The sequence below is a fragment of the Bacillus sp. AM1(2019) genome (assembly GCF_009906915.1).
Lineage (GTDB): Bacteria > Bacillota > Bacilli > Bacillales > Bacillaceae > Bacillus > Bacillus velezensis.
In genome coordinates this window covers 2,548,795-2,562,187 of the sequence record NZ_CP047644.1, presented here as the reverse complement: position 1 = coordinate 2,562,187, position 13,393 = coordinate 2,548,795, and the positions used below count along the sequence as shown (strand labels likewise).

Genomic DNA, 13,393 nt, shown 5'->3' with positions numbered 1-13,393 from the left:
AACAGGAGGCAAATATGAATAACGGAAAAGTAGCGGTCGTCAGCGGAGGAAGCCGGGGGCTGGGAAAAGCGATTGTACAGACGCTTTTGGATGAGGATTACAAAGTAGCCGCTTTCAGCCGCAGTGAATCTGATTTTATTAACACATTGAGAGAGAGTGAAAAGTACCGCGGCCGCTTTTATTGGGAAGCGGCGGATGCGGCGGATGCTGCCGCCATGAAACAGTTTGTTCTTCAAGTATACCGCAAGTTTTCCAGAATAGACGGCTTGGTCAATAACGCCGGTTTGAACCTTGATCAGCTTCTGCCCCTGACCAATGATGAAGACATTGACCGCATCCTCAATCTGAATATCGGTTCAGTCATCAAGCTGACCCGAAACGTTTCCCGGGTCATGCTGAAACAAAATTCCGGATCAATCGTTAACATAAGCTCCATTATCGGTTCAAGAGGATTTAAAGGCACTTCAGTCTACAGCGCATCCAAAGCGGCTCTTGACGGCTTGACGCGAAGTCTGGCCAGGGAGCTCGGGTCTAAAGGAATCCGTGTCAATTCACTTGCGCCCGGTTTTGTGGACACTGATATGACGAAAAATATGCCGGAAAAACAAAAATCGCAGATTATCAGAAGGACGCCGATGGGGCGTTTAGGCGAAACAGACGATATGACCGGACTCGTTCGTTTCCTGCTTTCTCCTGAATCGTCCTTTATGACCGGACAGACAATGGCGATAGACGGCGGATTAACTTGTTAAAGCACAGAAAAATTCTTTTGTACAAGGGATGGTATCCTCATGAAATGTATTAACGAATTTTTAAGAACGGTAATAGCGGAAAAGCTGGGTGCCGAGGTGACCGAAGCAGAAGATAAAACCGCTTTTTTTACTCTTGGCGTGACGTCTCTCATCAGTGAAGAAATCATGACCATATTGCATAAAGAATTTACCGGCCTTTCTGAAACGCTGCTGTTTGAATATCCGAACATTGAGAAATTGAGTGAGTTTTTAAGTGCGCAGAAACGAAATCCCGAAAGCGTTCTTGAATTCAAAGAAACGGAGCCTGATACGGGAAGTCGGCAGGAAGAAGTGCTTCCTGTACAGGCGGCTGAAAAGGTGCCCGAACCGGGAACGGACAGGAGTTCTGATATTGCGGTTATCGGAATGAGCGGGACGTTTCCGAAAGCGGAAAACCAGCATGATTTTTGGAACAATTTAATGGAAAATAAAGATTGTGTCTCCGAAATCCCTGAGGACAGATGGGACAGCTCTTATTACTCGGAAGAGAAAACGGCAGAATACGCGTCATACAGTAAATGGGGAGGTTTTATTGATCGTCCGGATCGATTTGACCCGCTGTTTTTTTCTGTTTCCCCGTGGGAAGCTGATTTAATGGACCCTCAGCAAAAATTGTATGTCACGTGCTGCTGGGAAGCGATGGAGGATGCCGGTTACGGGAACCCGGCGGCGAGGCCGACGGATCAAATCGGTGTATTCGCCGGAGTGACCTGGAATGAATATTCATTAATTGCACACGAAGAAGGTTTCCTCAAAGATCAGTATAAAGGCCCCGGCTCCTTATATTGGGGCATTCCGAACCGGGTTTCTTATTTCCTTGATCTCCATGGGCCGAGCATCGCTGTTGATACGGCGTGTTCTTCATCGCTTGTCGCCGTCCATCAGGCTTGTCAGGCCATTATGTCGGGCGACTGTGAAATGGCGCTGGCCGGAGGCGTCAACCTCAGCTTACATCCGCAAAAATACATGTTTTTAAGCCAATCGCATTTTCTGTCTTCTGAAGGAAAATGCCGCAGTTTCGGTGAAGGCGGAGACGGTTACGTGCCCGGCGAAGGCGCGGGAGCCGTTTTATTAAAACCATTGAAAAAAGCGATTGCGGACAAAGACCACATCTACGGTGTCATTAAGGGGTCCGCCACTAATCACGGCGGCAAAACGACCGGGTATACGGTGCCGAATCCGGAAGCGCACCGGGACCTGATTTTATCCGCTCTAAACAGAGCCGCGGTAAGTCCGGCGGATATCAGCTACATTGAAGCTCACGGAACCGGCACGGCGCTCGGCGATCCGATTGAGATACGCGGCCTGTCTATGGCATTTGATAAACAGACCGATGAGAAAAATGACTGCGGAATCGGCTCGGTGAAATCCAATATCGGACATTTGGAAGCGGCTGCAGGGATCGCCGGTTTAATCAAGGTGCTTTTAAGCATGAAACATGAAACGCTTCCCGCCAGTCTGCACTCCGCGGAACTGAACCGCAAGATTTCTTTTTCTGATTCGCCATTTTATGTCGTCCGAAACAACCGGCCGTGGCCGGCTGAAGGAGATAAACCGAGAATCGCCGCAATCAGTTCATTCGGCGCAGGAGGCTCTAATGCCCATCTGATCGTAGGTGCTTATCAGCCAAAACGGCAAGCGGACGGGAATACTGAGCCAAAACCGCATGCCGTCGTATTAAGCGCACATTCCGAACAGCAGCTGAAAGAATATGCCGGGAAATTGAGCTCCTTTCTTGCCCGCTTGGAAAACCTGCCTTCTGCCGGCGGATACAGTCTGGAAAATATCGCTGCCACCCTATTGTCAGGCAGAGAGCCTTTCTCCTTCCGGCTTGCTGTCATTGCGTCATCCCTTTCTGAGCTGAAACAGCGATTGGACGGATTTGTAAGCGGTCACAGAGACGAAAGACATATTTACTTCGGAAAAGCGTCACCCGGGCGGCCGGACGTTTCAGGCCAATCCGTTTCAGATCCTGAGAAATTTGCCGAGCTGTGGGTGAAAGGTCTTCAAGGTTGCAAAAAGCCGGAAACGCCGTATCAGAAAGTTCCGCTTCCTACGTACCCGTTTTTAAAGGAAACATCCTGGCTGACCGATCAAAAAAAGCGGTATACAAAAAAGCCCCAAAATACCAAAAGGCGTGAAGCGCTGCATCCTCTGCTTGATGAGAATATTTCATCCGCCCGGAAAGGGACGTTTCAAAAGATATTTTCCAAGGATGAATATTTCTTTAAAGATCATTTAGTGAACGAAAAATATGTGCTTCCCGGAGTCTGTCATCTGGAAATGGCGGCATACGGCGCGGGATTGTGGGGAGAACGCCCGGTCGTCTCTCTTCAAAGTGTGTGGTACATGGAGCCGATTGTGACAGGGACAGACCTAAGATCCGTCATGATAGAGTTTGAAGCAGAAAAAGAGCGTATAAGCTATGTCATTAAAGAAAAAGGAGCGGACGGCGCCCTCTTTTCGCAAGGAGAAGTGATTTGTAAAGAAAAAGGAGCGTCTTTTGAGGCCCCGGCTTTTCAGCTCCCGGCGCCATTTGCGCAGAGAACGGAGCCGAAAGACATCTATCACTCGTTCTCTGAGGCGGGAATCGTGCAAAAGGACAGTTTTCAGGTCATCCGCGAATTCTCTTATACAGAAAGCAAAGCACTGGCCAAATTAACGCTCCCGTCACACTTGGAAGCCGATTTTAAACAGTACATCCTACATCCGTCCTTAATGGATGGCGCTGTTCAAACTGCAATGGCGCATGTGCTGCAATTTCAAAAAGAGCCTGCGCTTATCGTACCGTTTTCCTTCGGAGAAATACAGCTGCTTGAACCGTTAGCGAAAACCGTATTTGTGCATGCGGAGGTAAAAGCGGCCTCCGTTCACCAATTTGATCTGCATATTTGTGATGAGCGCGGCGTGCTGTTGGCGGCAGTGAAAGATTTTATCATAAAAGAGGTGCAGGAAAGCGCCGGGTTTAACCAAAAAGCCGGCGTCACGCCGAAGAAAAGCCGTGAAACGGAATTGCTTATGACACCGGTTTGGAACACCGTCACCATTCCGGAAACCGGCATGCCTTTCATGCGTGAAGAAAAAATAATCGTCATCGGGGCCGGGCCGGATGTTCAGCAGGCTTTGAAAGAGATGTATTCCGATGTCCGTTTTCCGGACATCACTTCTTTGGACAGCGCGGAACAAATGGCTGAAACACTGAAAGCGCAAGGCTCTTTTCAACACATGATATGGGCGGCGCCGGATCATCCTATTCCATCCGTTTATGATGCGGATACGGCCGAGGGACAGGAGCACGGGGTCATGCAGCTTTTCCGGCTGGTAAAAGCGCTTCTGCTTCTGAATTTTGACACGGAACAACTATCATTGACAATCTGCACGTTTCAAGCACAGCCGATTCATGAACATGATGAGGTCAATCCGAGTCATGCAAGCATACACGGATTAGCGGGGTCGCTCGCAAAAGAATACACCAATTGGAGCATCCGGCTTCTTGATTTGGAATCTCAAAGGGGAGACCGGCATCTTCCTGATGTCTTCTCTTTACCGTCGGACCCCGAGGGAAATCCGTGGGTCTTTCGTGCAGGTCAGTGGCACCGACAGCAATTGGCCGTCTGCCGGCCTCATGCAGATGAGCCTTCATTATACCGGCACGGCGGGGTTTATGTGATTATCGGCGGAGCAGGCGGAATAGGAGAAGTATGGACTGAATATATGATTCAGACCTATCAGGCGAAAATTATCTGGATCGGGAGACGGAAAAAAGATACACAGATTGAAAGAAAGCTGAAAAGACTTGCAGCTTTAGGTCCCGCACCGCAATATTTCAGCGCGGATGCTGCCGATTATGACTCTCTCAAACGGGCGTATGACACCATTGTAAAGGAAAATGGAAAGGTCCGCGGAATCATTCATTCCGCCATCGTGTTATCAGACCGCAGTTTTGCCAATATGGAAGAGGATCAGTTCCGCGCGTCACTTTCTGCAAAAACTGATGTGAGCTTGCAGATTGCCCGGGTAGCTGAAGGGGAACCCCTGGATTTCTTGCTGTTTTTCTCTTCGATGATGTCGTTTCAAAAAGCGCCGGGACAGAGCAATTATGCCGCCGGGTGCACGTTTAAAGACGCTTTTGCTAAGCGGATCTCACAGAAAGCGCCGTATGCCGTAAAAGTTGTCAATTGGGGCTTTTGGGGAAGTGTCGGCGTCGTCGCTTCAGAACAATACCGGAAACGGATGGAGCGGGACGGAATCGCTTCTATTGAGGCGCCCGAAGCGATGAAAACGCTGGAAACCCTGCTTTCCGGACCTCATGACCAGCTGGCGCTGATCAAAACGACAGATCCGGTTTTTATGAAAGACGATCTGAAAGAACAAGTAACGGTTTATCCGGAAAAGATTCCTTCCGCACTCGGACAATTAACGGTTAACATCACGCAGAATGACGAAGCTGAGCGGTTAAAAGCATCAAGTGTCATGAGCTGCATGAGAGAGATGGAGTCCCTTATTGAAAAAATGCTTGTATCAACCCTTTATGAGATGGGAGCCGGGCTTGGTCAGGCTTTGCCGTTATTTCAATCGGCTGCCGGCATAACGGAACAATACAGCAGATGGCTGAAAGAGAGCTTTGTCCTCCTGAATAAATTAGCGCTTGCTCCGGAAAAAACGGATCTAGGGCAGGTGTGGGAGGAATGGGAGCGGAAAAAAGAGACTTGGCTGCGCCAGAAAGACATGAGGGCGCATGTCAGATTGGCAGAAGAGACATTGCGTGTGCTTCCAGACATTTTAACCGGTAAGCTTCCGGCAACGGAAGTGATGTTCCCTGACTCCTCTTTCCGTCTTGTGGAAGGCATTTACCGCAATAATATCATTTCTGATTTTTTCAATGACAAGCTTGCTGACACATTGATTGCAGTTTTGAAGGAACGTCTGGAAAAAGACCCGCAGGCGAAAATCCGCATTTTAGAAATCGGAGCCGGAACGGGCGGGACGAGCGCCGCGGTCATGAGAAAATTGAAACCGTATGAAGCGCATATTGCCGAATATTGTTTCACGGATATTTCTAAAGCATTTCTTTTACATGCAGAAGACATATTCGGTCCGGAATATCCTTATGTCACTTATAAAATATTCAACGCTGAGCAGCCGGTATCAGCAGAAGCGCCGGACATCGGCACGTATGACGCAGTGATCGCGACCAATGTGCTTCATGCGACAAAAAATATCCGCTCTACGCTGCGCCATGCGAAAGCAATGCTGCAAAAAAACGGCCAGCTGTTTATAAATGAGATCAACAGCCGTACCATATTCAACCATGTGACGTTCGGCCTTCTTGAAGGCTGGTGGCTGTATGAGGATCATGATTTACGGATTCCGGGCTGTCCGGGGGTTGATCCGGCCGGCTGGGCGGAAGCGCTTTCGCTTGAAGGGTTCGTCCATCCTCTGTTTCCAGCTGAAGCCGCACACGACTTAGGCCAGCAGATTATAGCGGCTGAAAGTGACGGAACGGTCAGGCTTGCCCTCCCGCAGGCGTCAGAAGAAAAACCGGAGCGCCGTCCGTATGACGCAGATGGTCTTTCGGATGATACTTTGCATTTCAGCTTGAGAGAAAAAAGCGTTGAACTGATGAAGAAGGTCATCGGTGAAGCGCTTAAAGTGCCGGCGCATCGTCTTTTATCCTATGAACCTTTAACCGCATACGGATTGGATTCCATACTGGTCGTCAGACTGACCAACGCGTTAAAAGACGTCTTCGGTTCTGTCAGCAGCACTTTGTTTTTTGAATATCAAACCATTGATGAGCTTGCTGATTACTTTCTGTCTTCCCGTAAAGAAGCGCTCGAGCGGCAATTCGGGAATGGACGGGCTCATCCCGAAAACGCCGGACGGGTGCAGGCTCCCGCAGAAAGCGCCGCGCCGATTCCAAACGTAAGGGAACGGGGCATCGCATATCTGACGGAATTAATAGGAAAAACGCTGAAGATTCCGAGCGGGAGAATGGATCCGTCGGTTTCCTTAACCGCATACGGTTTGGATTCTATTCTGGTCGTCAGGCTCACAAATGCCTTTCGTAACGTGTTTGACCAAATGACTAGCACCCTCTTTTTTGAATATCAGACGATAGAAGAAATCGCGGATTACCTGCTTCTTTCTCAGCGGGGAGCATTTATGAAAGCGATGGGTGTGCGTGAGGAGCAGCTGTCTGATCACACAGATAACCTGAATGTAAAACAAAACAAAATTCCTCAAAACGAGGAAGGCGAAAGGACGAACGGAGATCCCTATATCCGGGATATCGCTGTCATCGGTCTGTCAGGCCGGTATCCGGGCGCCGATCACGTTGATGAGCTGTGGGAAAATATAAAAGCCGGCAGGCATTCTATTACTGAAGTGCCGAAAGATCGCTGGGACTGGAAAACGTTTTATAACGAGGAACGCGGAAAATGGGGGTCCATTTATTCAAAATGGGGCGGTTTTCTCGATGACATTGATACATTTGATCCGCTGTTTTTCCGTATATCTCCCGCGGAAGCTGAGAGGATGGATCCGCAGGAAAGAGTGTTTCTGCAGACTGCTTATTCAAGCATTGAAGATGCGGGGTACACCCCGGCCACGCTTTGTGACAGCCGGAAAATCGGAGTCTTTGTCGGTGTGATGAACAGCAATTACCCGACGGTTCCCAGCGACTGGTCTATTGCAAACAGAGTATCGTTTTTGTTCAATTTCCAAGGGCCGAGTATGGCTGTGGATACAGCATGCTCTTCTTCTTTAACAGCTGTCCATCTCGCTGCAGAAAGCCTGCGGAGCGGAATGAGTGAAACAGCGATTGCCGGCGGAGTCAATCTTATCGTTGATCCGGCCCACTATGAGCGGCTGTCCGCTTTTTCAATGCTGTCTCCCGGTGATAAATGCAAATCTTTCGGAGACAGTGCGGACGGTTTTGTTGACGGTGAAGGAGTAGGGGCGATTGTGTTAAAGCCGCTTGCTCAAGCGGAGAAAGACGGCGATCATATTTACGGCGTTATCAAAGGAAGCATGCTGAACGCAGCAGGCAGGACAAACGCTTATATGGTGCCGAATCCGAAAGCGCAGTTTGATCTGATCGCAGAGACGTTGAAACGGACAGACATTCACCCGAGAACGGTCAGTTACTTGGAAGCCCACGGAACGGGCACTGCGCTCGGTGATCCGATTGAAATCGACGGGTTAACGAAAGCTTTTCGCCTGACAACAGAAGACCGGCAGTTTTGTTCCATCGGTTCAATTAAATCAAATATCGGACATTTAGAAAGCGCTGCCGGGATTGCGGGGATCACCAAACTGCTTCTGCAATTGAAACATAAGAGGATTGCCCCTTCATTGCATGCGGCGGAATTGAATCCGAATATTGAGTTTGAGCACACTCCGTTTTTCGTACAGCAAAAAGAAACGGAATGGAAACGACCTGTCTTGAATATCACGGGTAAAATGAAGGAATATCCGAGAATTGCCGGCATTTCCTCGTTTGGAGCAGGAGGTTCAAACGCGCATGTCATCATTCAGGAATATGTGCCGTCTGACAGCCTGAAACCAATGGAAAACGCGTCTGTTTCTCCGCAAAAACCGGCTGTTATTATTTTATCAGCTCGAAATGAGCAGCAATTGACAGAGCGCGCCCGCCAGCTTCTGGATGATGTCATAAGAAAAAAACGTTCTGACGGGGATTTAGCCAAGATCGCTTACACGCTTCAGACGGGAAGAGAACCGATGGCTGAGCGGCTTGCATTTACGGCCGAGTCGATAGAAGAACTGAAAATGAAGCTTATGAGTTTCTCAAACGATCATAATATCGAACATGCTCATATCTGGCTGGGCAGGACAGCCAAACATCATTCATTGGCGGCTTCACTCATTTCTGATGAAGATATGGCGCTTACCATAAAAGCCTGGCTGAAAAAAGGGAAATACGGAAAGCTGCTTGACCTTTGGGTTAAAGGACTTGACGTCGATTGGTCAGCTCTTTATCAGCGCAACCCGGGCCGCATCAGTCTCCCGGCCTACCCTTTTGCCAAAGACCGATATTGGGTGACAAAAGCTGATGTGTCACTTGACAAAACAGGCTCAGCGAAAAGTGAGAAAGCAGCCAGACTCCACCCGCTGCTCCACGCGAATACATCGACCTTTACCGCCCAGCGCTTTACTTCTGTTTTTTCAGGGCATGAACCGTTTTTTGCCGATCATATCGTCAATGGAAAACCGGTGCTTCCGGGCGCAGCTGCTTTAGAAATGGCCCGGGCCGCCGTTACGCTGGCAGCTGAAGACTTGCCCGGCGGGAAAACGGGTGTCCGGCTCAAACAGATCGTTTGGCTCCGGCCGGTGACGGCGCTTTCTGAAGGAGTGACGCTTCATGTAAAGCTTCAGCCGGAAGAAAACGGAGACATCGCTTTTGAAGCGTATGCCGAAGGGGAAGAGCCGCTTGTCTTTTTACAGGGAAAGGCCGTGCTCGAAGAGACGGAGCGTGCTCCTGTACTCGATGTGGAAGCGATTCAGGCGCGCTGCGGCGGCCGGCGTATGTCAAAGGCTGAGTGCTATGAAGCGTTCGACAGCCTCGGCATCACCTACGGACCGTCGCATCAGGCGCTTGACGCCGTCTATGCCGGAAACGGAGAAGTGCTCGCGAAGCTCACTCTTCCGCCGTCCGCCCGCGAAGAAAAGGAGCCGTTCATCCTGCATCCGAGCATGCTGGACGCCGCCCTTCAGGCTTCTATCGGTCTCGTGCTCTCAGACGGTTCTGCATCCGGACGGCCGTTCCTGCCGTTTGCCCTCCAGGATATGCAGGTGTTTTCTGCGTGCCGTGAGACGATGTGGGCGGTGCTTTCCTCAGCGGCCGGCGCCTATCATATTGAGCTGTGTGATGAAAACGGCGCGGTATGTGTCCGATTGACGGGGCTCACCGCCCGTTTTCTGGAAGAGGACACGGAGGAAAAACCGCTCTTGCTTCAGCCAAAGTGGCAGGAATCACCGCCGAGTGAAGGCGGCGGACAAGAAGAGTCTTTCAGATACGTGACGCTGTATGGCGGAATGAACGCTGAGGACATAAGCGGCGCCGTATGTGCGGCTGACGGCGAAGGTCCGATTGAAGACCGTTATGACGCCTGCGCGGCGGAGCTGTCAGCGATCGTCACGCGTCTTATCAAAGAAAAACAGAAGGGAAAAACGCTGATCCAGCTTCTTGTCCCCGACAGGGGGGAAGACAATGTATTGGCAGGGCTGGCCGCTTTTCTGAAAACGGCTCACCTTGAACATCCGAAGCTGTACGGCCAAGTCATCCAAGCCGATCCGAACGAGTCAGCATCATCGCTTCTTGCCAAGCTGAAAGAAAACCGGGCGCATCCTGAACAAGCGGAAATCCGTTATGAAGACGGCAAACGTCTCGTCAGAAACTGGCGTCATCTGCCGGCCCCTCAAAGCGGCGCCGTTCCGTGGAAAGACGAAGGGGTTTACCTCCTCACCGGGGGAGCGGGCGGCATCGGACTGATTTTCGCTGAAGAAATAGCCTCCCGCGTCAAAAACGCCGTCCTCATATTAACGGGGAGGGCGGAAGCGCTTGATGAAGACCGCTCCGCCCGCTTACGGCGCTTGGAAGCGTCGGGTGCCCGCGTATTTTACAAACCGGTTGACGTGACAGACAAGGCGGCGGTCATCGCCCTCGTCCGCGGCATACAGGAGGAGCACGGAACACTTGACGGAATCATTCACGGGGCCGGCGTGATCGCCGACAACTACATTCTGAACCAGACAGAAAACGAACGGAAGACCGTCATGGCGCCGAAAGTGAAAGGGCTTATCAATCTTGATGAAGCAGCGAAAGATGTGCGGCTGGACTTTTTCATTCTGTTTTCTTCCTTAGCGGGAGGCATGGGAAATCCGGGGCAGGCCGGTTATGCGGCAGCCAACGCATTTATGGATGTTTATGCAGCCCGCCGAAACCGTCTCGTGCGGGACAACAAGCGGAGCGGGCAGACCCTGTCCGTCAACTGGCCGCTTTGGGAAGAGGGCGGTATGCGCGTGGACAAAGAGACCGAACGGCTGATGTACGAACAGACCGGAATGAAAGCCATGCGATCGGCGTCAGGCATCCAAGCGCTTTACGCCGCTTTTGCCTCCGGAGAACACCAGGTCATGGTGGCAGAAGGCGACGAAAAACGGATTCGAAAAAACCTGATGCCTGAAACGCCGGACCCGTCCCGTAGCATTCATGTTTCAACGAAGGCGCCCGTCCATCTGCCAAATAAAGTACAAGCGGAACTCAAACATATGATATCAGGCATTCTGAAGGTGAAAGAAGAAGAAATAGATGCTGAATCAGAGATGAGAGATTATGGCTTTGATTCGGTTTCATTCACGCAGTTTGCAAATGAACTAAATAAAACGTATGGGCTTGAACTGACACCGGCCGTATTTTTTGAATACCCGACAGTCTTTAGTTTTGCCCAATACTTGCTGACGGAACATCCGGATACATTCGGCTCACAGGCAGAAACAGAAACGGAGAAACCGGTTGTGCGTAAAAAAATGAAGACGGAGCCATTCTCGATTCCGTCCCGCCTTCCTAAAACAAAAACCGCAGCTGCACCTGAGCCCGTGGCGATAATCGGAATCAGCTGTGCATTTCCAATGGCTGAAAATCCGGAAATGTTTTGGGAGAATTTAGCCGGAGAAAAGGACTGCATTTCTGAAATACCGCCGGAGCGCTGGGACTGGAGACAGTATTACGGAGATCCGCAGAAAGATAAAAATGCGAGCAATGTAAAGTGGGGCGGCTTCATTGATGAAACCGCTCAATTTGATCCTTTATTTTTCGGTATTTCTCCGCATGAAGCCGAAATGATGGATCCTCAGCAAAGACTTTTAATGATGCATGTATGGAAAGCGATTGAAGATGCCGGCTGCTCTGCCAAAAGCCTGTCAGGTACAAATACAGGCATTTTTGCAGGCACGACAAACAGCGGTTACGCCCAGGAAGCTTCAAAGTTCCATATAGAGATTGAGGGTTCTTCCGCCGCCGGAACGGTTCCGTCAATCGGTCCGAACCGCATGAGCTATTTTCTGAATATACATGGGCCGAGCGAACCGATCGAAACCGCCTGTTCAAGCTCATTGGTCGCTGTTCACCGTGCGGTCAGGGCAATTCAGGCCGGAGACTGCGGCATCGCGATTGCAGGAGGCGTCAATGCCATTGTGTCGCCGGATATGCATATCAGCTTTAATAAAGCGGGAATGCTCAGTGAAGACGGGCGCTGCAAAACATTTTCCGATCAAGCGGACGGGTATGTCAGAGCTGAAGGTGCCGGCATGATTGTTTTGAAAACATTATCCGATGCGGAACGTGACGGCGACCGTATTTATGCCGTTATTCGCGGAACGGCGGAAAATCATGGCGGAAGGGCGGCTTCCCTTACATCGCCGAATCCGAAAGCACAGACAGAAGTCATGATAAAAGCGTATCAGCAAGCGAACATCGACCCCCGTACAGTGAGTTATATTGAAGCCCACGGCACGGGAACGGCGCTTGGAGATCCGATAGAAATCAACGGACTCAAAGCGGCTTTTGCAGCGCTTTATCAGAAAGCCGGAGTAACGGCGCCCGATCAGCCTCATTGCGGCCTCGGTTCCGTCAAAACGAATATCGGCCACACAGAGCTTGCCGCCGGCATGGCCGGGCTTTTAAAAATTATTTTGCAGATGCAGCACAAAACGCTCGTTAAAAGCCTGCATTGTGAAACCGTTAATCCGTATATCAGCCTCGACGGCAGCCCGTTTTATTTCGTCCGCGACACTCAGCCGTGGAAAGCGGCGACTGATGATAGCGGAAATGAACTGCCGCGGAGAGCGGGTGTCAGCTCGTTCGGATTTGGCGGTGTCAATGCTCATGTCGTGCTCGAAGAATATGTTTCTCCTGTTGAAGAGAAACAATGGACGTCCGGTGAACTTCAGCCGTCCTTATTCATTCTCTCGGCAAAGACGGCGGAACAGCTGAAGGAACGTGCGGAACAGCTGCGCAGATATTTGGAAAAGTCACATTCAGCTGACGGAGCTCTTGCGGGTATCGCTTATACGCTTCAGCTTGGCCGGGATGAAATGGAAGAGCGCCTTGCCGTCATTGCTGAAACAAAAGAAGAGCTTACGAACGCGCTGAATGATTTCCTCAGCGGCAAGGAGACGGGGCAGAATTTCTTTACAGGCCGGAACAAAGCGATGAAACAGCTGTTTACAGAGATGACGGACAACGCAGAAATGAGCGGGACCGTAGATCAATGGATGGAAGCAGGAAAGTATGCAATGCTTGCAAAATTATGGGTGCAAGGTTTACATGTCGACTGGAATAAATTATATCCGGACGAAAGGCCAAAAAAAGTCAGCCTGCCCGTCTATCCTTTTGCGAAAACACATTGCTGGATACCGCACAGAGCGCAGCATATAAGGCACCGGGAGACTTATGAGACTGATACGTCCCCGCTTGAGTCTTATGAGCGCCTGCTAGATGAATTGGAGAAAAACGAAATAAGCATAGAAGCCGCTGTAAAAAGAACGATCGGTTTTTACAGGGATTAGCGTAATGGAGG

At 50.4% G+C, this 13,393-nt stretch carries 2 protein-coding genes; both read left to right on the top strand.

What is annotated here, in order from left to right:
• Positions 1-14 precede the first annotated feature (14 nt).
• A complete protein-coding gene (locus tag GNE05_RS12465) occupies positions 15-752 on the top strand; it encodes an SDR family oxidoreductase (RefSeq protein ID WP_029973905.1) in 738 nt (245 codons plus the stop codon).
• 39 nt (positions 753-791) lie between these two features.
• Entirely contained in the window at positions 792-13,382 is a 12,591-nt protein-coding gene (locus GNE05_RS12460) for an SDR family NAD(P)-dependent oxidoreductase (protein ID WP_160182859.1), read from the top strand.
• The last annotated feature ends 11 nt before the right edge of the window (positions 13,383-13,393 follow it).

Excerpts from the sequence above, each read along its gene's own strand:
- GNE05_RS12465 (WP_029973905.1), top strand. The coding sequence starts at position 15 with ATGAATAACGGAAAAGTAGCGGTCGTCAGCGGAGGAAGCCGGGGGCTG.
- GNE05_RS12460 (WP_160182859.1), top strand. The coding sequence starts at position 792 with ATGAAATGTATTAACGAATTTTTAAGAACGGTAATAGCGGAAAAGCTG.